General features: G+C 60.1%; 23 protein-coding genes, 1 tRNA gene and 1 pseudogene. 13 read left to right on the top strand and 12 right to left on the bottom strand.

Features of this window, described 5'->3' with window-relative positions:
- Nucleotides 1-26 precede the first annotated feature (26 nt).
- The 3 genes from NCHU2750_RS10330 to NCHU2750_RS10320 are packed head-to-tail and all read right to left on the bottom strand — an operon-like array spanning nt 27 to nt 1748.
- Nucleotides 27-824, bottom strand: a complete 798-nt coding sequence (locus NCHU2750_RS10330; RefSeq protein ID WP_119940356.1) for an anti-sigma factor family protein — start codon at nt 822-824, stop codon at nt 27-29.
- Complete coding sequence (locus NCHU2750_RS10325) at nt 821-1390, bottom strand: RNA polymerase sigma factor (protein WP_119940355.1); 570 nt, start codon at nt 1388-1390, stop codon at nt 821-823. The genes NCHU2750_RS10330 and NCHU2750_RS10325 overlap by 4 nt, the downstream gene beginning before the upstream one ends.
- Nucleotides 1374-1748, bottom strand: a complete 375-nt coding sequence (locus tag NCHU2750_RS10320) for a COG4315 family predicted lipoprotein (RefSeq protein WP_119940354.1) — start codon at nt 1746-1748, stop codon at nt 1374-1376. Before NCHU2750_RS10320 ends, NCHU2750_RS10325 begins: the two co-directional genes overlap by 17 nt.
- Nucleotides 1749-1950: 202 nt before the next feature.
- Between NCHU2750_RS10320 and NCHU2750_RS10315 the strand changes: the two genes are divergently transcribed.
- The 3 genes from NCHU2750_RS10315 to NCHU2750_RS10305 all read left to right on the top strand — a co-directional run bounded on the left by NCHU2750_RS10315 (nt 1951) and on the right by NCHU2750_RS10305 (nt 3650).
- Nucleotides 1951-3075 carry an ATP-dependent DNA helicase gene (locus NCHU2750_RS10315; protein WP_119940353.1) on the top strand — a complete coding sequence of 375 codons (1125 nt, stop codon included), beginning with the start codon at nt 1951-1953 and terminating at the stop codon, nt 3073-3075.
- A gap of 152 nt (nt 3076-3227) precedes the next feature.
- Nucleotides 3228-3533, top strand: coding sequence for an ETC complex I subunit (locus NCHU2750_RS10310; RefSeq protein WP_119940352.1), 306 nt, complete (start codon nt 3228-3230; stop codon nt 3531-3533).
- Nucleotides 3534-3573: 40 nt separating this feature from the next.
- A tRNA-Arg gene (locus NCHU2750_RS10305) sits at nt 3574-3650 on the top strand.
- A 740-nt stretch (nt 3651-4390) separates the two neighbouring features.
- Here NCHU2750_RS10305 and NCHU2750_RS10300 read toward each other — a convergent pair.
- Nucleotides 4391-4711: a hypothetical protein gene (locus NCHU2750_RS10300; RefSeq protein WP_119940351.1), complete on the bottom strand. Its 321-nt coding sequence runs from the start codon at nt 4709-4711 to the stop codon at nt 4391-4393.
- A 331-nt stretch (nt 4712-5042) separates the two neighbouring features.
- Here NCHU2750_RS10300 and NCHU2750_RS10295 point away from each other — a divergent pair, with 331 nt between their 5' ends.
- Nucleotides 5043-5699, top strand: coding sequence for a hypothetical protein (locus NCHU2750_RS10295; RefSeq protein WP_119940350.1), 657 nt, complete (start codon nt 5043-5045; stop codon nt 5697-5699).
- 137 nt (nt 5700-5836) lie between these two features.
- On the opposite strand, the gene NCHU2750_RS10290 is transcribed toward NCHU2750_RS10295, so the two are convergent.
- From NCHU2750_RS10290 to NCHU2750_RS10275, 4 genes and pseudogenes are all read right to left on the bottom strand, one after another.
- On the bottom strand, nt 5837-6610 hold the full coding sequence (locus NCHU2750_RS10290; protein ID WP_119940349.1) for an amino acid ABC transporter ATP-binding protein: 774 nt from the start codon (nt 6608-6610) through the stop codon (nt 5837-5839).
- Nucleotides 6611-6641: 31 nt separating this feature from the next.
- The gene (locus NCHU2750_RS10285; protein ID WP_502703844.1) at nt 6642-7763 is read right to left on the bottom strand and encodes an amino acid ABC transporter permease; all 1122 of its coding nucleotides are present in this window, start codon (nt 7761-7763) and stop codon (nt 6642-6644) included.
- 35 nt (nt 7764-7798) lie between these two features.
- Entirely contained in the window at nt 7799-8995 is a 1197-nt protein-coding gene (locus NCHU2750_RS10280; RefSeq protein WP_119940347.1) for an amino acid ABC transporter permease, read from the bottom strand.
- A gap of 134 nt (nt 8996-9129) precedes the next feature.
- Nucleotides 9130-10154 (bottom strand): annotated as a pseudogene (locus NCHU2750_RS10275) (amino acid ABC transporter substrate-binding protein).
- 402 nt (nt 10155-10556) lie between these two features.
- Here NCHU2750_RS10275 and NCHU2750_RS10270 point away from each other — a divergent pair.
- A complete protein-coding gene (locus tag NCHU2750_RS10270; protein ID WP_119940346.1) occupies nt 10557-11744 on the top strand; it encodes a cystathionine beta-lyase in 1188 nt (395 codons plus the stop codon).
- On the opposite strand, the gene NCHU2750_RS10265 is transcribed toward NCHU2750_RS10270, so the two are convergent.
- On the bottom strand, nt 11745-12908 hold the full coding sequence (locus NCHU2750_RS10265; RefSeq protein ID WP_119940345.1) for an FAD-dependent monooxygenase: 1164 nt from the start codon (nt 12906-12908) through the stop codon (nt 11745-11747).
- Nucleotides 12909-12934: 26 nt separating this feature from the next.
- Nucleotides 12935-13180 (bottom strand): zinc-finger domain-containing protein, encoded by a 246-nt coding sequence (locus NCHU2750_RS10260; RefSeq protein ID WP_119940344.1) that lies wholly within the window; start codon nt 13178-13180, stop codon nt 12935-12937.
- Nucleotides 13181-13352: 172 nt separating this feature from the next.
- Here NCHU2750_RS10260 and NCHU2750_RS10255 point away from each other — a divergent pair, with 172 nt between their 5' ends.
- The 8 genes from NCHU2750_RS10255 to NCHU2750_RS10220 all read left to right on the top strand — a co-directional run bounded on the left by NCHU2750_RS10255 (nt 13353) and on the right by NCHU2750_RS10220 (nt 21002).
- The gene (locus NCHU2750_RS10255) at nt 13353-14138 is read left to right on the top strand and encodes an alpha/beta fold hydrolase (protein ID WP_119940343.1); all 786 of its coding nucleotides are present in this window, start codon (nt 13353-13355) and stop codon (nt 14136-14138) included.
- A gap of 213 nt (nt 14139-14351) precedes the next feature.
- A complete protein-coding gene (cysE, locus tag NCHU2750_RS10250; RefSeq protein WP_119940342.1) occupies nt 14352-15176 on the top strand; it encodes a serine O-acetyltransferase in 825 nt (274 codons plus the stop codon).
- Between the two features lie 129 nt (nt 15177-15305).
- Nucleotides 15306-15509: a DUF3126 family protein gene (locus NCHU2750_RS10245; RefSeq protein WP_119940341.1), complete on the top strand. Its 204-nt coding sequence runs from the start codon at nt 15306-15308 to the stop codon at nt 15507-15509.
- Between the two features lie 456 nt (nt 15510-15965).
- Nucleotides 15966-16319 carry an ATP-dependent Clp protease adapter ClpS gene (gene clpS, locus NCHU2750_RS10240; protein WP_119943198.1) on the top strand — a complete coding sequence of 118 codons (354 nt, stop codon included), beginning with the start codon at nt 15966-15968 and terminating at the stop codon, nt 16317-16319.
- A 10-nt stretch (nt 16320-16329) separates the two neighbouring features.
- The gene (gene clpA, locus NCHU2750_RS10235) at nt 16330-18855 is read left to right on the top strand and encodes an ATP-dependent Clp protease ATP-binding subunit ClpA (protein ID WP_119940340.1); all 2526 of its coding nucleotides are present in this window, start codon (nt 16330-16332) and stop codon (nt 18853-18855) included.
- Nucleotides 18856-18949: 94 nt separating this feature from the next.
- A complete protein-coding gene (locus NCHU2750_RS10230; RefSeq protein ID WP_119943196.1) occupies nt 18950-19699 on the top strand; it encodes an AzlC family ABC transporter permease in 750 nt (249 codons plus the stop codon).
- Nucleotides 19699-20031: an AzlD domain-containing protein gene (locus tag NCHU2750_RS10225; RefSeq protein ID WP_119940339.1), complete on the top strand. Its 333-nt coding sequence runs from the start codon at nt 19699-19701 to the stop codon at nt 20029-20031. The genes NCHU2750_RS10230 and NCHU2750_RS10225 overlap by 1 nt, the downstream gene beginning before the upstream one ends.
- A 116-nt stretch (nt 20032-20147) precedes the next feature.
- The gene (locus NCHU2750_RS10220; protein WP_119940338.1) at nt 20148-21002 is read left to right on the top strand and encodes an urea carboxylase-associated family protein; all 855 of its coding nucleotides are present in this window, start codon (nt 20148-20150) and stop codon (nt 21000-21002) included.
- Nucleotides 21003-21056: 54 nt separating this feature from the next.
- On the opposite strand, the gene NCHU2750_RS10215 is transcribed toward NCHU2750_RS10220, so the two are convergent.
- Nucleotides 21057-21473 carry an HIT family protein gene (locus NCHU2750_RS10215; protein WP_119940337.1) on the bottom strand — a complete coding sequence of 139 codons (417 nt, stop codon included), beginning with the start codon at nt 21471-21473 and terminating at the stop codon, nt 21057-21059.
- A gap of 128 nt (nt 21474-21601) precedes the next feature.
- Nucleotides 21602-22795: a GNAT family N-acetyltransferase gene (locus tag NCHU2750_RS10210; protein WP_119940336.1), complete on the bottom strand. Its 1194-nt coding sequence runs from the start codon at nt 22793-22795 to the stop codon at nt 21602-21604.
- Between the last annotated feature and the right edge of the window lie 9 nt (nt 22796-22804).

Below are 22804 nucleotides of genomic sequence, written 5' to 3'. Positions count from 1 at the left end.
CGCGCTTTGTTAATGCCAAGCGACAATCAGGAGGGAAACTGCCGGTAACATTCCTCCGCGACCTTCTGTAACACGGTGCGTGAGACCTCGCCGGTGACGGCATAGCCCAGGCCTCCATCGATCCAGTAGAAGGTCTCAAGGCCACCGGAAGAGGCAAACCGGAAACTCGTCGTGTCATTTTCGGGGTCGCGCCCGACGATGACCGTCAGGCGCTTGCCGCCGGCATCCTCATACATGAACATCGCGCCCGGCTTGCCTGCCACGGGCAGCAATCTGCCGCCGACAAGCCGGTAGCCGAGAGATTGCAGGTTCGGCACCTTGAGGTCTGCGACCGCGAGACGCTTGCCGAGCCACGTGGCCAGATGCGCCTCCTCGTCGGCATAGACTTCGACCGGGTGGCGTACCTCGCTTGCATAGACGAGAAAGGCGCTCTTGGCCTCGCGTGGCAGGATATCGGTATAGGCCAGCGTGATATCCGGCTTCTTGAGCAGGGCAGGGCCGAGGCTGCCGGTGATGCCTCCCAGCACGAAGATGCCTACTGCTGCAGCGGCAAGCGCGAGGCGCCGGCGCGGTCGCCGCTGGTCGTGCAAGGGCGTCGAAACCAGTCTCACATCGGATGAGGTCGATCTCGCGTAGCCGGCAAAGGCGGCGCGCAAACCGTCATTCTGAGTGAGCCAGTCGAGGACCATCTCGTTTGCCGCCGGATTTTCGGCCAGAAATGCTTCGACGCGCCGCCGCCCGTCATCGTCGAGGAGGCCGTCGACATAGGCGTGCAGCTCTTCCTCGGACACGGGCGGTGGTGACATGGGGGGGCGCTGGTTCATTTCGGTCTCCGCAATGGAATGACGTTTTCCTCCCGCATGTTTTCTCTCAGTGCCGCGCGGGCGCGCGACAGCCTCGACATGACCGTGCCGATGGGAATGTCGAGCATATCCGCGACGTCCTGATAGCTGTGTCCCTCGACGACGACCAGCATCAGCACGACGCGGGCATCCGGCGCGAGGCTTGCCAGGGAGCGGGCGAGGCGGCCCTGCTCCAGCGGGTCGCCGGTCGAACCGGAAAGGTGGTCGATCTCCGTTTCATCGAGCGTCACCGAGGGGTGACGGGCGCGATTGCGGCGCGCGTTGAGATGGAGGTTGGTCATGATGCGGTAGGCCCAGGCCCTGAAATTGGTGCCGCGCCACTGGCTGCGGCTGGAAAGCGCCTTCTCGACGCAATCCTGCAGCAGGTCCTCACTCTCCGTGTCGGATCGCGTCAGGCTGCGCGCGTAGCGGCGCAATTGCGGCAGGAGGGCGAGAATGCGCGTTTCGAAGGCGACCGGCGCGGGATCGTCATCCTCCCGCGCCGCCGCCGAGTTCCTGCTGTCGGGAAGATCAGGGCTTGGCGACATGCCAGACGCCATTCATGCCGTCGCCGGTCATGTCGCCTTCCTTCATGTCCTTGGTCCAGTAATAGAGCGGCATGCCGTCCTTGGCCCATTGTTTCGACCCGTCCTTGCGGGTGATGATGGAGTATGCACCCTCTGCCTTCGCATCGGAAGCAGCCATGGCCGGCGGCCAGTTCTGGGCGCATTTGTCGTTGCAGTTGGAGGTGCCGGCCTTGTCGTTCTTGAAGGTGTAGAGCGTCATGCCCTTTTCGCCGGTCAGCACGTCGCCCTTGGCGGTCTTGGCCGTCTTGAATGGTTCTGCGGCAAGGGCCGAGGTCGTCAGCGCGGCGATGGCAACGGCTGTCAGAATGATCGTCTTCATGGATCGTCTCCTGATTTCGAAAGGCGGCTCTTTCCCGGCCGCTGATGTCATGACACCGGCGGGAGGCGGTTTATTCCCGTCGAGATACGAAATTTTCGCGCGATGGCGAATTTGATGTCCGGCGCTTATGCGATCCCCGGCTTTGATTCATCTTTCGTTCTTTTCTGTTGCGCTTTCTTGAAGAATCCTGCCAAGTCGCGCCATGCAATTTGCACCGCAACAGGACGAGGCCCTTAAGGCCGTTTCGCGCTGGCTGAAGGATGGCCGCAGCCAGGTTTTCCGGCTGTTCGGCTATGCCGGGACCGGCAAGACGACGCTCGCCAAGCATTTTGCCGAGCATGTCGATGGCGAGGTGCTGTTTGCTGCCTTTACCGGCAAGGCGGCGCAGGTGCTGCGTTCGCGCGGTGCGCGCAATGCCAAGACGATCCATTCGCTGATCTATCGCCCGCGCGGCGAGGAGGCGGTCGAAGATGAGGAAACCGGCAAGACCTCGATTGCACCGATGTTTGCGATCAACCGGCAGAGCCCGGTCGCCAAGGCGGCGCTGATCGTCATCGACGAATGCTCGATGGTCGATGAGGCACTCGGCCGCGATCTGATGAGCTTCGGCACGCCGATCCTGGTTCTCGGCGATCCCGGTCAGCTGCCGCCGGTTTCGGGCGGCGGGTTCTTCACCGAACAGGAGCCCGACTACCTCCTGACCGAGATCCATCGGCAGGCGCAGGACAATCCGATCATCCAGCTCGCCATGCAGGTGCGTGAGGGCAAGGAGATCATGTATGGCGACTATGGCAAGGCGCAGGTGATTTCGCGCGATGAGGTGACCCAGGATCTGGTACTCGATTGCGACCAGGTTCTGGTCGGCACCAACCGCACCCGCAAGCGCTACAATCAGCGCCTGCGCGAGCTGAAAGGCTTTACCGCCGACTACCCGCAATCGGGCGACAAGCTGGTCTGCCTGAGGAACGATCAGGTCAAGGGCCTGCTCAACGGTTCTCTCTGGCAGGTGATGAGTGCATCGCGCGAGACGGTGAAGCCCGGCATCAACCTGATGATCCGGCCGGAAGACGACGACATGGATCGCGGTGCGGCCAAGATCAAGCTGCTCAAGGCTGCGTTCGAGAGCGAGGAGGAAATCCCGTGGTCTACGCGCAAGCGCTATGACGAGTTCGATTACGGCTATGCACTGACCTGCCACAAGGCGCAGGGCTCGCAGTGGAACAATGTCGTGCTGTTCGACGAGAGTTTCGCGTTCCGCGACACGCGCGAACGCTGGCTCTATACGGCGATCACCCGCGCGGCCGAGACACTGACAATCGTTCGATGATTTGCCTACGCCGTCGTCGTTGACAATGGATCATCGACGCGGCAAAAGCGTTATGGCTGCGAATGTGCAGCATGCGCGAGTCAGCCGCCTTCACGCTTTTGAAAGGGCGAAGTGGCAAGACTGGCCGATCGATTTACGGGGTATTGAGGCTCATGGCTGCAAAGATCTATCGTCCGGCAAAGACTGCCATGCAGTCGGGCAAGGCAAAGACGCATCTTTGGGTTCTGGAATTCGATCCGGAAGTGCCGCGCAGCATCGATCCCGTGTTCGGCTATACCTCGTCTTCGGACATGAAACAGCAACTGCGGCTGACTTTCGAAACGCAGGAACTGGCCGAAGCCTATGCCAAGCGCGAAGGCATCGAATACAGGGTCATCCAGCCGAAGGAACCCACTCGCCAGGCGATTTCCTATACGGACAATTTCCGGTTCAACCGGCAGACGCCCTGGACACACTGAATTTCATGGCGCGCCGTTTTTCGTAACGCGTGCCAGTCAAGGCCCCTTAGCTCAACTGGATAGAGCAGCTGCCTTCTAAGCAGCAGGTCGCAGGTTCGAGTCCTGCAGGGGTCGCCACCACTTTCCTTGTCCATACCGAAGACATAGGTAGCATTCTGTACCTAAGACATGAGTGACAACCCCGTGCGATCGGGTTGCCGGCGGTCTTGCGAAGTCTTTCGCCGCCACTCCTTCGCGTATCAGCAAGCCGGGCAAGTGTTCAGCGCTGGCTGGCGAAGCCCGGTCGGCATGGACCAGGCTTCGCCGTGTGGTTAGCGGCAAACGCGAACCTTCTGATTGACCCAATGGCCGTGATGGCGAACGCGCTTGGTCACGTAGTGGCACCGCTGATGATGGCGGGGCTTATATACATGGTGATGCCCATGTGCCGGGCCCGACATGCGATCATGCGTGGAGGGGGAGTTCTGCGCGAATGCTGCGGAGGTGGAGAACAGGATAACCGAAACGGCGGTTGCGATAATGCCGGTCTTTTTCATGAGGTTCCTCAAATGGATTATGCTGAGTAAATTATTCGGCCGTGAAATGTAATTCACGGCCCGCGATGACAAATACCGCTCAACCCTTTGAGTTCAAGGTCATAACGACATGTACGCCCGTCCAGTTTCGTGGTTCGGGCATTTTATCCGAAGGTCGTGGAAATATAGCCAGCCATCCTGAGCGCGAGAATTTTCTGCGCGCGAACGAATAGAGAGCATGGCGGCAAGCCACATCGCTGAGGCGGTCGGTTCAGACCGTTTTCCGAGGCTGTAGCATTCTGTCCGGACCGCTGTCATGCGGGCGGCAGTCCGACTTGTGGATCACTTATGGCGATGATGGCGGGACGGGCTGCCGAAGAGCGGCACCGGGTAGGCGTATTCGCCTTCAGCCGAAAATCCCTGGCGATAGAGGCAGGCCCGCAGCGCCGTGCGATAATAGAAATCGCCGATGTGATAGGTGCCGCGCGGTGGCGTTTCAGCCTCACGGCTGCAGAAATCGCGGGCGGCCATATAGCGGGCATCGACATCAGACCCGCGGGTAATGCCCACGCTGCCATAGGTTATGGTGGCCGCGGATGCGGCGGATGTGAGGCTGCTGGCCAGCGCTGCAGCCAAAATGGCGGATGCTAGGATGGATTTCATCGCCGTCTCCCTGGAATTGAGACCTGCAACGGCCAGAGTTGACATTTGTTCCCGTGTCGGTCTCCGACTGGTGCCCGCGGGAGCCGGGCTAAGACATTTTACCTGTGCTTGTTCGCATATGCGAAAAACCTTTTGTGATTTCTGTGCACTGCAAATTGCAGTATAATCGCAGGCATCGGTTCCGTTGCGTCGCGCAGGGGAAGGTAGATCGGCGTCGGGAGCAGGGGCTCCCGCTTTGGCGCCTTCAATACATTGAAAACGGTTTGTTGGCGGGCCGCATGGTGCGGCCCGGGCCTTTGCATTGTCTTTGAGCCTTCGAGTGGGGATACGTATGAACAGGCATATTCTTGCCGCGGCCGGCATGGTGGTGCTGATCGCCGCCGGTTCGGGGGCTGCCCATGCCGACGACCTGCCGCTGATCTGGCAACCCATCAAGAATTCCGACACGAGCTATGCGGTGAAACTCGGCATGCGGCTGCCCATGCGGCTGGAGCCGGAGGCCGGTTTCGATCTCGGCGTCGATGCTTCCAAGACCGGCGAGGTCGTCGATACGCCGCTCAAATTCTGGAGCAAGATCAAGACGGCGGATACCAATCGGCCGGCCTATCAGATGTCACGCGACATCGGCCTCGATCTCGACAGCCTCGCCGACACGGCGTCGATCTCTATGAACTATTACGAGAAGCAGATCGCCACCCCGACTTACAATGTCGAGCGGCAGAGCAGCTATACGCTCCGCTATGATGGCGTGCAGGGCGACTGGGCCGGCATCGACGCGAGCCAGTCCATCAGGCTCGGCCGCGCGGATACGGGCACGGCCTTCATCGCGTCGGCCAACAGTGTCAACAGCTTCGACAGTTTCGGTGCGTCGGTCGGTATCGAGCAACAGCTCGGCAAGAACATCACGCTGACGGGCAATCTCAATCGCAGCTTTTCCGATGCCGATACGATTGCCAGCGTGAATGCCAATTATTCCTACAGGTGGTGAGACTGCCGGGTGGTGGATGGCAAGGTGACCGGGCCGTCCTTCAGATATCCAAATCAAAAAGGGCGTGCCGAAATCAGCGGGACGCCCTTTGTCTTTTAGTGCCGGAGAAAGTCCGAGAGGAACTTCCGGGCGCGATATCAGTGCAGGATCTGGCTGAGGAAGAGCCTGGTGCGCTCGTGCTGCGGATTGTCGAAGAATTCGGCCGGCGAATTCTGCTCGACGATCTGGCCCTGGTCCATGAAGATGACGCGGTTGGCGACCTGACGGGCAAAGCCCATTTCATGGGTGACGCACATCATCGTCATGCCTTCTTCGGCAAGCGAGACCATGGTGTCGAGGACTTCCTTGACCATTTCCGGGTCGAGAGCCGAGGTCGGCTCGTCGAACAGCATGATCTTCGGCTTCATGCAGAGCGAGCGGGCGATGGCCACACGCTGCTGCTGGCCGCCGGAAAGCTGGCCCGGATACTTGTTCGCCTGTTCGGGGATCTTGACGCGCTTCAGATAGTGCATCGCGATCTCTTCGGCTTCCTTCTTCGGCATCTTGCGCACCCAGATCGGGGCAAGCGTGCAGTTTTCCAGAATGGTCAGGTGCGGGAAGAGGTTGAAGTGCTGGAACACCATGCCGACTTCGCGGCGCACTTCGTCGATCTTCTTCAGGTCGTTGGTGAGCTCGATATTATCGACGATGATGTTGCCCGACTGGTGTTCTTCCAGCCGGTTGATGCAACGGATCATCGTCGACTTGCCGGAGCCAGACGGGCCGGCGATGACGATGCGCTCGCCCTTCATCACCTTCAGATTGATGTCGCGCAGAACGTGGAAATCCCCATACCACTTGTTCATCCCGACAATTTCGACCGCAACGTCGGTGCTTGATACGGTCATTTTTTTGGCTTGGGTCTCGGCCATGATTTGTCCCTTTATATTTATGTTGCGGCTGCTAGCGCTTGTGGCCGGTGTCGAGGTGCCGTTCCATGAAGGAGGAATAGCGCGACATGCCGAAGCAGAAAACCCAGAAAACGAAACCGGCGAACACATATCCTGTGACCGGCGTGACCGGTGTCGACCAGTTCGGGTCCGACTGGTTGAGGGTTACGACGCCGAGCAGGTCGAACATGCCGATGATCGAAACCAGCGACGTGTCCTTGAACAGCCCGATGAAGGTGTTGACGATGCTCGGGATGACCAGCTTGATCGCCTGCGGCAGGATGATCAGGCGCATCTTGTGCCAGTAGCTGAGGCCGAGCGAATCTGCGCCTTCGAACTGACCCTTGGGTATCGCCTGCAGGCCCGCACGGATCGTCTCCGCCATATAGGCCGACGAGAAGATCGATACACCGATCAGGGCGCGCAGCAGTTTGTCGAACGTCCAGCCGTCAGGCAGGAACAGTGGCAGCATGACGCTTGCCATGAACAGCACGGTCACCAGCGGGATGCCGCGGATCACCTCGATGAAGACGACACTGAGCGTGCGGATGACCGGCATGGTCGACCGTCGCCCGAGCGCCAGGATGATGCCGAGCGGCAAGGACACGGTGATCCCGAAGAAGGACAGGATCAGCGTCACCATCAGGCCGCCCCAGAGTTCGGTCTCCACATGCGGCAGGCCGAAGACGCCGCCGATCAGCAGGAAGAACGAGACGAAGGGCAGAATGATGAACAACGCCAGCGCATTCCACCCCTTGTAGGGGGCTTTTGGAATGAGCATGGGTATGAGCAGGATGATGAACAGGACCGCGACAAGGACCGGCCGCCATCTTTCATCGATCGGGTAGCGTCCGAACATGAATTGCTGGAATTTCGCTCCGATGAAGGCCCAGCAGGCGCCGGATTGTCCATCCGGAAGGACGCCACCCTGCACGATGGTGGCGCAGGCGGATCTGTCGCTTCCCACCCAGACGGCCTGGACGAAGAGCCAGTTGACGATGTTCGGTATGATATAAGCCAGCACAGCAAGGGCGATGATCGTCAGGACCACGTCCTTGGGCGTTGCCAGCAGTTTGGTCCGCACCCAGTGGGATGCGCCGGTCTGTCCCATGGGAGCGGGCTGCGGCGATACCATTTCCTGGCGGATATAGGCTGTCGTCTGTGCCATTCTTATCTCTCCACCAGCGCCATCTTGGCATTGAACCAGTTCATGAAGATCGCGGTGCTGACGGAGATCGACAGATAGATCACCAGGAACAGGGCAACGATCTCGACGGCCTGACCGGTCTGGTTGAGCATGGTTCCGCCTATCGCATAGACGTCGGCAAAACCGGCGGCGACTGCGAGCGACGAGTTCTTGGTGAGATTGAGATACTGGCTCGTCAGCGGCGGAATGATGATCCTGAGTGCCTGGGGCAGGACGATCAACCGCGTGATGGAATTCGAGCGCAGCCCGAGCGCATTGGCGGCTTCCGTCTGACCCTTGGGTACGGAGCGGATACCGGCGCGGACGATCTCGGCGATGAAGGAGGCCGTGTAGAAAGACAGCGCGAGATAAAGCGAGATGAATTCAGGACCGACCACCGATCCGCCCGTCAGGTTGAACTTGCCGGCGACAGGATAGTCGAAGGACAGCGGCGCGCCGAGAACGAGGAAGACCAGCAATGGCAGCCCGATGATCAGTGCAAGCCCGGCCCAGATCGTATGGAAAGGCTGACCAGTCCGCATCTGCCGCTGCTTTGCCCAACGGGCGACGAAGACGCTGGCGACAATGCCGACAAGCAGGGCAATCGGTATGAGCCATGCGCTATCGCCCCAGACGGGGCGGGGAAAGAACAGGCCGCGATTGTTGAGATAGGTCGAGAAGGGCAGTTGCAACGAGGCGCGGGCCTGCGGCAAAATTGCGAGAACGCCCTTGTACCAGAACAGGATGACAAGCAGCGGCGGGATGTTGCGGAAGATTTCCACATAGACCTGCGCCAGCTTGGCGACCAGCCAGTTGTTGGAAAGCCGCGCAATGCCGACGACGAGACCGATGATCGTGGCCGTAACGATGCCGATCACCGCCACCTGCAGCGTGTTGAGAATGCCGACGAGCAAGGCGCGACCATAGGTCGAATCGCTGCTGTAGGCGATCAGCGACTGGCCGATATCGAAGCCTGCGCGACCGTTGAGAAAGCCGAAGCCAGAGGCGATATTTGCCTTTTGAAGGTTGTGGATCGTGTTCTGGGTGACCATCCACACGAAGAGTACGAGCAGAACAACAGTGACCACCTGATAGAAAATGCCGCGCGCTTGCGGGTCATTGATCAGCGATGCTGTCCGTTTGGGTTTTGGCGTATCTGAATTGAGCGCCATGCCGGCCATAGGCGGATTTCCCCTTATCTGTCCTTTGCGGACATTTCCCTTGTTCGGGATCTAGCGTCCCTTGTGGAAAATTGAATGAAGCAGGTGGAGGCGGATGTGATCCGCCTCCACCTGTACCGGGTCAGGAGACCCGATTAACGGATCGGCGGAGCGTATTGCAGGCCGCCCTTGGTCCACAGGGCGTTCAGGCCGCGCTGGATCTTGAGCGGAGTGTCGGGGCCGACGTTGCGATCAAAGACTTCGCCGTAATTGCCGACGGTCTTGATGATGTTGTAGGCCCAGTCGTTGGTAAGGCCGAGGTCGGTACCGATCTTGGTGCCTTCTTCGGCGCCGAGCATGCGCTTGATGTCCGGGCTGCCGGTGTTCTTCATGTCATCGACGTTCTTGGACGTTACGCCCAGTTCTTCGGCGTTGACCATGGCGTAGTGAACCCACGAGACAATGTCGAACCACTTGTCGTCACCCTGGCGCACGGCCGGGCCGAGCGGTTCCTTGGAGATGACTTCCGGGAGAACCATGTTCTCGTCGGGGTTCTTCATCTTCAGGCGGATGGCGTAGAGGCCAGACTGGTCGGTGGTGTAGACGTCGCAACGGCCGGAATCATAGGCAGTCGTCGCATCGGCTTCCTTTTCGAAGACGACCGGGTTGTACTGCAGATTGTTGGCCTTGAAGTAGTCGGCGAGGTTGAGCTCGGTGGTGGTGCCGGTCTGTACGCAGACGGCTGCGCCGGAAAGTTCGAGAGCCGACTTCACGTTGAGGCTCTTCTTCACCAGGAAGCCCTGGCCGTCATAGTAGTTGACGGTACGGAAGTTGAAGCCGAGCGAGGTATCGCGGCTGATCGTCCAGGTCGTGTGTTGCGGGTCAGCACGTCGACTTCACCCGACTGCAGTGCCGGGAAGCGATCCTTGCTGGAAAGCGCGACGAACTTGGCCTTCTTCGGATCGCCGAAAACGGCGGCAGCGATGCCGCGGCAGTAATCGACGTCCAGACCCGTCCAGTCACCCTTGTCATCAGGGTTCGAGAACCCCGGAATACCCTGGCTTACGCCGCAGGTCACGACACCCTTCGCCTTAACATCGCTGAGCGTGTCTGCGGACGCTGCCGACGCCAGACCAAAGGCGGCTGAGCCGATAACGGCTGCCAAAAGTGTCTTTTTCATTTTCCCAACCTTTGTTTGTGTTTTGTGTTTGATAGCACCGTGCCGCTCCCCAAAAGTTCGCGCGGAATACGTTCTCGTTCGAATACGGCCGGTTGCCCGCCACCCTCCAGGGGCAAGCGCCTGTATCTCATTCGTAAAAGCTTTGGGGGTCAAGGGTCACCAGCAGGAATTGCGTCAGAAATGGGGTAAATTTAAATATCTTGCCTGATCTTAAATCAAATGATGAAATATGGTGCAATTAATGCTGAATTTTGCGCCTTTTTTCCGCGCATCCGATGTTTGTTCAACTGCTCGTCGTATTAGCAAAATCGCCGAGTTCCGCGACTTTTCAGCGCGACTTGACCTTGCGTTGCTGTGGCGCCAAAAAGAGACTTTCCCGCCTCAAGAAAGCTTCCCCACGACATGACCAAGAAATCCTCCTTGCTCGACGCTGCCGGTGCGAACACGCGGCTTTCCCATATCGGCAACGATCCGCGTTCCTTCCACGGATTCGTCAACCCGCCGGTGGTGCATGGATCCACGGTGCTTTTCCCGGATTCGGCGACGATGGAAAATCGTAATCAGCGCTATACCTACGGTACGCGCGCGACGCCGACGACGGAGGCATTGTGCAACGCTTTCGACGAGCTGGAAGGCTCTGCCGGCACGATCCTGGTTCCGTCGGGGCTGGCTGCGATCTCCATACCCTTCCTGGCCTACCTTTCGCCCGGCGACCACGCGCTGATCGTCGATTCCGTCTATACGCCGTGCCGTAATTTCTGCAATTCGATGTTGAAGCGGATGGGTGTCGAGATCGACTATTACGATCCTGAGATCGGAGCAGGGATCGAGGCCCTGATCAAGCCGAACACCAAGCTTGTGCATACCGAGGCTCCGGGCTCGAACACGTTCGAGATGCAGGACATCAGGGCGATCGCCGATGCCGCCCACAAGCATGGCTGCGTCGTTACGATCGACAACACCTGGGCCACGCCGCTCTATTTCCGCGCGCTCGATTTCGGTGCCGACGTTTCCATCCACGCGACAACCAAATATCCTTCGGGGCATTCGGACATCGTCATGGGCTCCGTGTCTGCCAACGCCAAGTGGTGGCCGCAGCTCGAAGAAACCCGCCTGCTGATGGGTATCTGCGGGGCGCCGGACGATGCCTACCAGATCCTGCGGGGCTTGCGGACGATGGGCGTCCGGCTCGATCATCATCAGAAAAGCGCGTTGTCGATCGCCCAGTGGCTGGAAGGCCGCGGCGATGTGGCGCGCGTTCTTCATCCTGCCTTGCCGAGCTTTCCCGGACACGCGATCTGGAAGCGGGATTTCAAGGGCTCGAGCGGCATCTTCTCCTTCGTGCTGAAGGCAGAGCCGGAAAAGGCGAAGGCCAAGGCGCACGCCTTCCTCGATGCCTTGACCTTCTTCGGTCTTGGTTATTCATGGGGCGGGTTCGAAAGCCTGGCCGTGCATGTCAACCTTTCCGACAGGACGATCCGCAAGCAGCCGACAGAGGGTCCGGTTATCCGGCTCCAGATCGGGCTCGAGGATGTTGCAGACCTGCAGAAGGATCTGGAAGAAGGGTTCAAGGCCGCCGCTGCGGTCTGATCATTTCACCCGGTAGCCGTAGAGCCAGTCAAGGTCTGCCGCAAGCGATTGCGGCGGACGCATGGACAGGACGATGTCGCGCCCGAGGCGGAACGGTCCCCTTGCATGATAGGCGAAGCGATTGAAGGCGCCGCGGGCCTTCACCTTCGCTGCGCGGGCCGTCCTGAGTTTGGCGAAGCTTGCGAGTGCTTCGGGCAGGGTATTCGCACGACCTACCTCTGTCGCGAGTACATAGGCATCCTCGATCGCCATGGCCGCGCCCTGTGCCGCAAAGGGCATCATGGCGTGGGCCGCGTCGCCGATCAGCACCACGTCGCGCCCGTTGTGCCAGTTGCCGGCCGTCACCTGATAGAGCGGCCAGAAGGTTGGCTGGGCAGGCTGGCCGAGCAGGGCAGTGATTTCGGGGTTCCAGCCTGCAAACTGCCTGACCAGCATGTCGCGCTGGCTCTCGCTGGCCTGAGCATTCCATGTCTGGCCGGGACTGATGCCCGAGGCGATCGCCACGATGTTGAAGACGCCCATTTCCGTCAACGGATAGGCGACGATATGGGTCGACGGGCCGAGGAGGGCTGTCACGCTGTCGGCCGAGAGGAAACGGGGCGCTTGGGCAAGCGGCACGGTGAAGCGCCAAGCGATGTTGCGCGAAAAATCCGGCTGCGGGGCATCCTCGATGCAGGCGCGGACATTGGACCAGACGCCGTCGGCGCCGATGACCAGGGGATAGGCCTGCCCGGTGACGTCGCGGACTGCCTGCGCGGCCATTCCGCGTATCGCAGTTGAAAGGCGGATCGTGCAAAGCGGATTGCGCTCGACGGCTGCCAGCAAGGCCTTCTGCAGGGTCGAGCGATGCAGCACGCCGTAAGGGGCACCCCAGCGCTGGCGTGCAAATTCGCCGGCCGGCACGTTGGCAAGCGGCTTGAGGCTGATGCCGGAGGCGAGGCGGATTTCATCCGGCTCCGTCCAGATTTTCTCCAGATCGCCGAGCACGCCGAGTTCGCGCAGAATGGCCGAGGCGTTGGGCGACATCTGCAGGCCCGCGCCAACCTCGACGAGGTCTGCGGCCTCCTCGAAGATATCGCAGGCGACCCCCAACCGCGAAAAGCTCAATGCGGCGGCGAGGCCGGCCATGCCGGCCCCGACGATTGCAACCCTGTCGATCTGCATCGGAAATTATTGCCTGACCTTGGGCTTTACGCTGCCTTGACGTGGAAAACGCAGCCCGGCGGATCGGTCTGTTCGGCCTTCAGGCCGGGATTGTAGCGATAGAGCGTGGAGCAGTAGGAGCAGACCTTCTCGCTATCGTCGCCGAGGTCGATGAAGATATGCGGATGGTCGAAGGGAACGGATGCGCCGGTGCACATGAATTCCTTCACACCGATCTGGATGACCGGATAGCCGCCGTCGTTCTGGAAATGGGGAATGCTGTGGCCAGCCATGATGGTCTCCCTGAATCTTGATTGGCCGGGACATTATCGCCCAATGCCGCAATTGGGTAGGGGGATTTTCAGCTGCATTTTTTTCCGCATCGGGTTCTGCTGCGGCGCGTCATCCACTATAGGTCGCCTGCAAAGCAGGAATGCCCCAAAGACTGCCGCAAGGATCGCCCCGATGAATTTGAATGCTCCCGCCTTCTCCTCCTTTATTCACGACGGATTGAACATCCGCTATTTCGACGAAGGGGATCCGGCGGGAGATCCGGTGCTGCTGATCCATGGATTCGCTTCGAGCGCGCTGGTCAACTGGGTGCATCCGGGCTGGTTGAAGACGCTCGGCGATGCCGGCTATCGGGTGATTGCGCTCGACAACCGAGGTCATGGCGGCAGCGACAAGCCGCTCGATGCGGAAGCCTATCGTCCCTGGGTAATGGCCGGTGATGCGGTGGCGCTGCTCGATCACCTGCGCATCCCCGAGGCGCATCTGTTCGGCTATTCGATGGGTGCGCGGATTTCGGTCTTCGCCGCACTTGCCAATCCCGAACGGGTCCGCTCGCTGGTGCTCGGCGGTCTCGGGATCGGTATGACGGACGGGGTAGGGGACTGGGACCCGATCGCCGACGCGCTTCTTGCGCCGGTGGCGGAAGAGGTTACCCATGAGCGTGGAAAGATGTTCCGCGCCTTTGCCGACCAGACGAAAAGCGACAAGCAAGCGCTCGCCGCCTGTATCCGCGGTTCGCGCGATCTCGTGGCGCGGTCCGACATGGGGCGGATTGAGGCACCGACGCTGATCGGGGTCGGTACCAAGGACGATATCGCCGGCTCGCCGCAGGAACTGGCCGATCTGATGCCGCATGCGCAGGCGCTCGACATTCCGGGCCGCGATCACATGCTGGCGGTTGGAGACCGGGTGTTCAAGAAAGCCGTGCTGGACTTCTATGCCGAGCTTGGATCGAACTGATAGATCGCCTGAATATTAGCATCAACGGAATGCGATTTTGCCCCCGTTGGTGTTCCGGCAATCTTGTTCTATATAATGCGCTCTTAACAGGTAATGCCGCCAAGTGTGGCGAGAGGCATCGGATGTGCCTTGCGCCGCTGGATAAGGTACGTTTTTAGGCCGCCGGCCATTCAGGCTTGCGGAGAGACGTGTCGGGCAAACAGGGAGTAGGCCATGCCCCCGAGAATGGACATTCGCGTCAAGGAAGGCGTGACCGCGGTCGATCCGATCTGGGATACGCTGCGTGAAGAGGCGCGTCTTGCCATCGAGCAGGACCCGCTTCTCGCAGCCTTTCTCTATTCGACCGTGCTCAACCATCGTTCGCTCGAGGAATGCGTCGTCCATCGGATCTGCGAGCGGCTGGACCATCCCGACCTGCAGGCGGTACTGCTTCGTCAGACCTTCATGGAAATGCTGGACGAGTGGCCGGAATGGGGGGCGATCTTGCGCGTCGACATCCAGGCGGTCTATGACCGCGACCCGGCATGCCTGCGGTTTCTCGAGCCGGTTCTCTATTTCAAGGGATTTCACGCGATCCAGACCCATCGTCTGGCCAACTGGCTCTACGAGCGGGGACGGCGCGATTTCGCGCTCTACCTTCAGAGCCGCTCCTCAAGCGTGTTCCAGACGGATATCAATCCGGCAGCGCGGATCGGCAAGGGGATCTTCCTCGATCACGCAACCGGCCTCGTCGTCGGCGAGACGGCGGTGATCGGCGACAACGTCTCCATCCTGCACGGCGTCACCCTCGGGGGAACGGGCAAGGAAGGGGCGGACCGCCATCCGAAGATCGGCAACGGCGTTCTGATCGGTGCGGGAGCGAAAATCCTCGGCAATATCGAGATCGGTTCCTGCTCGCGCGTTGCCGCGGGTTCGGTGGTGCTGAAGCCGGTGCCGGCGAAATCGACGGTTGCCGGCGTGCCGGCCAAGGTCGTCGGGGAAGCCGGCTGTTCCGAACCCGCGCGGGTGATGGACCAGTTGCTTATGTCCGAGGACTGATCGAGAGCAGCCCGCAAAAATGCCGGTGAAATACAGTGTGTGGCCGGCGGCCTTGAGGCTTGCCGGCTTTACTTTTGCCGCGGTCCCATGTCACAAGCGGCCCAACGCGAATAGAAAACGGAGATTGTCGTGAAACCCGACGAAATCAAAAAAATCGACGCCTATTTCAAGCGCCTCCTCAATCCGCAGATCATCGTCAAGGCACGTCCGCGCAAGAACGATTCGGCCGAGGTCTATCTTGGAGAAGAGTTTCTCGGTGTCGTCTATGTCGACGACGAGGACGGCGAGCGTTCCTACAATTTCTCGATGGCCATTCTGGACGTCGATCTCTGATCGAATCTGCCCTTGAAGGCGTGTGCGAGCGGGCCCCTGCGGCCCGCTTCTGATTCTTCGGCCCGTTTCTGTTTCCTGTGTGGCGCCACTTCAGCACTCAGGGAAACCGTAGGCCCCTCCACTTGTAACGTCGTTTGGCCGACCCCATTATTAGGAAGCGGCCTAGTCGGGCCGTTTCGAAAAAATGGCTTGCGCCACGTTTGCCTCTTACGTCAACGTCGACAGAGATAGCTGACAAATGTCAGCTAAATTGCGTTCGCGTTTGCATATGGGGGGCCGATGGGTGTTAATTTTCATGCGTTGGACGGCGCTCTAGCGGAATAGTGATTGCACCGCCGCAAAGGGGGCTTAAAATCCGTGTCCAATGGACTAAGTTAGTAAGACTGGAGTCCGGCGCGCCGTGGCGTTGAAATCATGGCGTTCGAAATGATAGCCGGCACCTGGGGATGATGAATGATGATCGCACTGCCGATCTCGATGCAAAAAGAAAAAGGTGATGACGGGGACAACGCCAATCGCGGGACCTCGGTTATCACGCGCACCAAGCCCAAGACGAAACGCCCGAACCTATATCGCGTACTCCTCTTGAACGACGACTACACTCCGATGGATTTCGTCATCCACATATTGGAGCGGTTCTTTCAAAAGGACAGGGAAGCTGCCACAATCATAATGCTTCACGTTCACAATCACGGCGTGGGCGAATGCGGCATTTTCACCTACGAGGTAGCGGAAACCAAGGTGAGCCAGGTGATGGATTTCGCCAGACAGCATCAGCATCCGCTACAGTGTGTCATGGAAAAGAAGTGAGGAACCCGACGTGCCCACATTTTCGCCTAGTCTTGAAAAGGCGCTGCACCAGGCACTGACCTTCGCCAACGAGCGGCATCACGAATATGCCACGCTCGAGCATCTGCTTCTCGCGTTGATCGACGACGCGGATGCAGCGGCGGTCATGGGCGCTTGTAACGTCAACCTTGAAAGCCTGCGCAAGACCGTTGCCGATTACGTCGACAACGAACTTGCCAACCTCGTGACCGGCTATGACGAAGACTCGAAGCCCACTTCCGGCTTCCAGCGTGTCATTCAGCGGGCCGTCATCCATGTCCAGTCCTCCGGCCGCGAAGAAGTGACCGGCGCCAATGTGCTTGTCGCCATCTTTGCCGAACGTGAAAGCCATGCCGCCTTCTTCCTGCAGGAGCAGGAAATGACCCGCTACGACGCGGTCAACTACATCTCTCACGGAATCGGCAAGCGTCCGGGCTCCTCCCAGGCCCGCACGCCGCGTGGTTCCGAGGAGTCCGAATCGGAAGCCAAGCCTTCGCGTGGCGGAGAGCAGGACGATGGTGCAGCCAAGAAGCCGCAGGACGCGCTGAAGGCCTATTGCGTCAACCTGAACGAAAAGGCCAAGGATGGGCGCATCGATCCGCTGATCGGCCGTCATTCGGAGGTCAACCGGACGATCCAGGTGCTTTGCCGCCGCTCCAAGAACAACCCGCTTTATGTGGGGGATCCGGGCGTGGGCAAGACGGCGATCGCCGAAGGTCTCGCCAAGCGCATCGTCGAAGGCAAGGTGCCGGAAGCACTTGCCGACGCGACCATCTTCTCGCTCGACATGGGCACGTTGCTCGCCGGTACCCGCTATCGCGGTGACTTCGAGGAACGCCTGAAGCAGGTCGTCAAGGAACTGGAAGATTATCCGGGTGCCGTGCTGTTCATCGACGAGATCCACACCGTCATCGGTGCGGGCGCGACTTCGGGCGGTGCAATGGATGCGTCGAACCTGTTGAAGCCGGCTCTGTCCTCGGGACAGATCCGCTGCATCGGTTCGACCACCTACAAGGAATATCGCCAGTTCTTCGAAAAGGACCGGGCTCTGGTCCGTCGCTTCCAGAAGATCGACGTCAACGAGCCGTCGATCGACGATGCGATCGAGATCATGAAGGGCCTGAAGCCCTATTTCGAGGACTATCACAAGCTTCGCTATACCAACGAGGCGATCAAGTCGGCCGTCGAACTGTCGGCCCGCTACATCTCCGACCGCAAGCTGCCGGACAAGGCGATCGACGTGATCGACGAGACCGGTGCGGCGCAGATGCTGCTGCCGGCCTCCAAGCGCCGCAAGCTGATCACCGAGAAGGAGATCGAGGCAACGATCGCGACAATGGCGCGGATCCCGCCCAAGACCGTTTCCAAGGATGACGAGATGGTTCTCGCCAACCTGGAAAAGGAATTGCGCTCGGTCGTCTACGGTCAGGATGCGGCCATCGAAGCACTGTCGACCTCGATCAAGCTGGCACGTGCCGGCCTGCGCGAGCCGAACAAGCCGATCGGTTCCTACGTCTTTTCCGGCCCGACCGGCGTCGGCAAGACGGAAGTCGCCAAGCAGCTTGCCGCTTCGCTCGGCGTGGAACTGTTACGTTTCGACATGTCGGAATATATGGAACGCCACACGGTCTCCAGGCTGCTTGGCGCACCTCCGGGCTATGTCGGCTTCGATCAGGGCGGTCTTCTGACCGATCAGGTCGATCAGCATCCGCATAGCGTGGTCCTGCTTGACGAAATCGAGAAGGCGCATCCGGATATCTACAATATCCTGCTGCAGGTCATGGACCATGGTTCGCTGACCGACCACAACGGCAAGAAGATCGACTTCCGCAACGTCATCTTGATCATGACGACCAATGCGGGTGCTTCGGAAATGGCCAAGGCCGCCATCGGCTTCGGCTCGTCCAAGCGCACCGGCGAAGACGAAGAGGCATTGAACCGCCTGTTCACGCCGGAATTCCGCAACCGTCTCGACGCGACGATCCCATTCGCGCCGCTGCCGACGGCCGTCATTCATCAGGTGGTGCAGAAGTTCGTCATGCAGCTGGAAACCCAGCTGTCCGAACGCAACGTCACCTTCGACCTGCACGACGATGCCGTCGCATGGCTGGCCGACAAGGGTTACGACGAGAAGATGGGCGCACGTCCATTGTCTCGCGTCATCCAGGAACACATCAAGAAGCCGCTCGCCAACGAGATTCTGTTCGGTGCGCTGCGCAAGGGTGGTGTCGTTCGCGTGAGGGTCGGCAAGGACGAGAACGGCAAGGACAAGCTGGTGCTGGATTCCATTCCGGAAGCCGTGCCGGTGAAGCCGAAGCCTGAGGCCGAAGTCGAGGAAGCTGCCGAAGAGGCGAAGGCCAAGGTTGCCAAGCCGAAGGCCGCCAAGAAGGCTGCGCCGAAGGGCAAGGCCGGCGGTTCGGCCAAGGCCAAGGCGGATGACGACGGCGACGTGATCGCCGAAGACGCGCCGAAGCCGCGCAAGGGCGGCACGGTGCCGCGGGTACCGAAAGCGAAGTAATCGCTGTCTTATCGATTGAATCCAGGATGCCGGGCTTGTCCCGGCATCTTTGTGTTTGTAGGCATGGATTTGATCAACAGCAAATGGAATGCCGATGTCTGCAGAGCAGCGCGTGGAGCGCGGCGGCTTTAACTGGTTCCTGACCGGCATGCGTGGCGTGCTGTCGCTTCCGGCCATCATCCTCATGACATCCTATGTCGGCTTCAGCGCCTTTGCGCTTCAGGCCGGGCTTACCCGCGCAGAGGCAGTGACCATGACGCTCGGCATCTGGGCCTTGCCGTCGCAAATGATTCTGGTCGGGTCGATGCTGGGCGGCGCCAATATCGCCGCCTCTTTCCTGGCCGTGACGCTATCTGCGATCCGCATGATGCCGATGGTTGCCTCGATCATGCCGGAGATGCGCACGCCGAAGACGCCGGTGTGGAAGCTCTTGTTCCTGTCGCATTTCATCGCGATCACCTCCTGGGTGTTCGCCTCGATGCATCTGAAGGAGGTGCCGAAGGAACATCGCGTGGCCTATTTCGCCGGCTTTGCGATGACGCTGACGCTTGCCAACACGGCGGTAGTCGGCATCAGCTATGGTATCGTGTCACAATTCCCGCCGGTCGTGGCCGGTGCGCTGTTCATGCTGACGCCTGTCTATTTCATCTCGTCGATCTGGGCGAGTGCGCGCCAGCCGGTCGTCAAGTTCGCCTTCATCATCGGTGTGGTGTCCGGTCCGCTTCTGGCGCTTGTCGCGCCACAGTTCGATGTGCTGATCGCCGGGATCGGCGGTGGCACGATCGCCTATCTCATCGATCGCTACCGACGCCGTAAACAGGGACTGGCAGGGGAGCGCGCGTGATGCTGGAAGACTATTGGGTCTATGTGCTGATTGCTGTCGCGGGCTTCATTGCCACCGATTTCTGGCGCTGGCTCGGCGTTTTGGCCGGCAACCGGTTGAACGAGGAGTCCGAGGCACTTCACTGGGTGAGGGCGGTGGCAACCGCTCTTGTCATGGCGGTGACGGCAAAGCTGATCGTATTTCCGACAGGCACGCTTGCCCACTCCCCGCTCTGGCTGAGGCTTGCTGCGGCCGGCATCGGTTTCGCAATCTTTCTTGCGACGGGGAAGAAAGTGGTGGTCGGTGTTGCCGCCCCGATCATCATTCTGGTCGTCGGGCTGACGCTGGTCTGACGGTCGGCCGCTGGGATCGGCCGAGATCTTATCCTGAGATCAGGAAAACCAGCCTTGCCAGCGGCTTCAGGGCGGGCGATGCTTTATCCGCTGAACCACCCAACCGGACAGATCCCATGAGCATTTCCAGACCCGTCGCGGCTCCGGCCGATGCCGCCGAGCGCCGCGCTGCGAAGCCCGTCGTCGTTTATCCCAACGGTACATTGCCCGCACCCGACATGGGTACGCTCGAGGCCGCGCGTGAACACCTGACCAAGATCGACGAGGTGATTGCCGCACCGCGCGAGGCGGCGACGTTTCGGGTCCCCAAGGGGCATTTCTTCCGTATCGTCAGCGTCGATGGCCCGCAGGTCGGCGATCTCAACCTGTGGAATGCCAACGACCTGTCGGAGCGCTTCTTCAGCGGCAAGACGCGGGCGCTGCATGCCACACATGTGTCGACCGGCGACCGGCTGTGGAGCACCATGCCGGCACTCAGGCCGATGGCGACGATCACCCATGACACGCTGTCATGGTATGGTTTCGATGCGGATGGCGGCGGCATTCACGATGTCATCGGCACGCGCTGCGATCCCTATACGAACAGGCTGCTTTCCGGCGGGGACTATCACCATTGCTGCCATTCGAACCTGACACGGGCGCTCGGCCGGGCCAAGGCACTGAATTTCAGCGAGGCTGAACGGCATGTGCATGATGTGCTGAACGTCTTCATGTGCACCGGTTTCACCCGCGACACGCAGCAATATTTCATGAAGGCAAGCCCGGTGAGGCCGGGAGACTATATCGAGTTCTTCGCCGAAATCGATCTTCTGGGTGCCCTGTCAGCCTGCCCGGGCGGCGATTGCAGCACCGGTCATTCCAGCGACGAGGCTGCCTGCTATCCGCTGAAGGTCGAGATCTTCAAGCCCGACATGGCGCTTCTGGCCGACTATGCGTTTCCGGAACCGAATGGTTACCGCAGTCCGGACTGAGAAGGACCAAGCCGTCGCGTCCAAGGGGCGCGACGGTATCTCTAGCATCCTTGCTTAGAGCGCGGCCTTTACCTGTTCCGCAAGTGCCGCGAGCACGCCATGGTCTTCCATCGCGCCGGTATGCGGCTTGAGGGCGGCACCCTCGTAACGCGGGATGATGTGGAAATGCAGGTGATAGACGGTCTGGCCGGCAGCCGGTTCGTTGAATTGGGTGACTGTGATGCCGTCGGCATCGAAAGCGTCCTTGGCGGCGACCGCAAGTTTCTGGACGATCGGCATCACCTTCGCCAGAACGGCCGGATCGGCATCCAGGATATTGCGCGACGGGGCCTTCGGTATCACCAGGAGGTGACCTTTCGACTGGGGCATGACATCCATGAAGGCGAGCGTATCGGCATCCTCGTAGACACGATGGCAGGGGATCTCACCGCGCAGGATTTTTGCGAAGATGTTGGTGTCGTCATAGCTCATGGATGTTCTCTCCGGATTTTGTCGACCAAAGCGCATCGCGATCCGACAGACTCGCGCGCTTCGCTTCAGGCCCTCTTCTTATTGCATATTGCGGAGCGCAAGCCCGTCTCAAACTTTGCGCGACCTCATCAGTCGTCCTGTTGCCGCTCGCCCTTTCGGAACGGGCTGTGTTCGGTCAGGTATTCGTTCATGTCCTCGATATCCTCGCGTTCATGCTCGAGGTAGTCGGCGATTGCCTTTCGAAGGCCGGGATGAGCGATGTAGTGCATCGAGTGGGTGGTGACGGGCAGGTAGCCGCGTGCCAGCTTGTGTTCGCCCTGTGCTCCGGCCTCGACCCGCTTCAGGCCGTTGGCGAGCGCGAAATCGATCGCCTGGTGATAGCAGACCTCGAAATGCAGGAAGGGGTGGTCCTCGATGCAGCCCCAATGGCGGCCATAAAGCGTATCCCCGCCGATGAAATTGATCGCGCCGGCGACGTAGCGACCGTCGCGCTTGGCCATGACGAGCAGGATGTCGTCGGCCATGCGCTCGCCGATCAGCGAATAGAAGCTGCGGGTGAGATAGGGCCGGCCCCATTTGCGCCCGCCGGTATCCATGTAGAAGGCGAAGAACTGATCCCAGATATCCTCGGTGAGGTCGCTGCCGGTCAGCCAGTCGATTGAGATGCCGTTTTCGATTGCGGCACGACGTTCCTTCTTCAAGGCCTTGCGCTTGCGCGATGCCAGCGTTTCGAGGAAGGCGTTGTGGTCGGCATAACCTTCGTTGATGAAATGGAACTGCTTGTCGGTGCGGTGCAGGTAGTCCGTTTCCTCGAAAATCTCCACCTCGTCTTCCGGCACGAAGGTCACGTGGGCGGAGGAGACGCCAAGCTGGCGCGTCACTTCCTGGAGACCTGCCGCAAGCGTCGTCTGTGTCGTGTCGCGATCATAGCCGGATGAGACGAGCAGGCGAGGGCCGGTGGCAGGCGTGAAGGGGATGGAGCATTGCAGTTTCGGATAATAGCGCCCGCCGGCCCGCTCGAAGGCATCGGCCCAGCCGTGGTCGAAGACATATTCGCCCTGGCTGTGGTTTTTCAGATAGGCGGGAATGGCGCCGATGAGGGTTCGCTCCTGGTTTTCCAGGAGGACGTGGTGGCCGAGCCATCCGCTCCTGGCGGCCGCAGAGCCGGATTCCTCCAACGAGGACAGGAAGGCATGCGAGAGAAAGGGATTGTAGGGGATCCCCGCGGAGGGATCCTTCGAGGCGCCGGCAAGCCGCGACCAGCTTTGCGGGCTGATCGCGGAGAAAGATTTTTCGATGCGGATCAAAAGGTTTGCGGACATATACCTATA

It is taken from the genome of Neorhizobium sp. NCHU2750 (assembly GCF_003597675.1).
Taxonomy (GTDB): Bacteria; Pseudomonadota; Alphaproteobacteria; order Rhizobiales; family Rhizobiaceae; genus Neorhizobium.
Note: the sequence above shows the minus strand (reverse complement) of the source record. Positions and strands in the feature narration are given on the sequence as shown.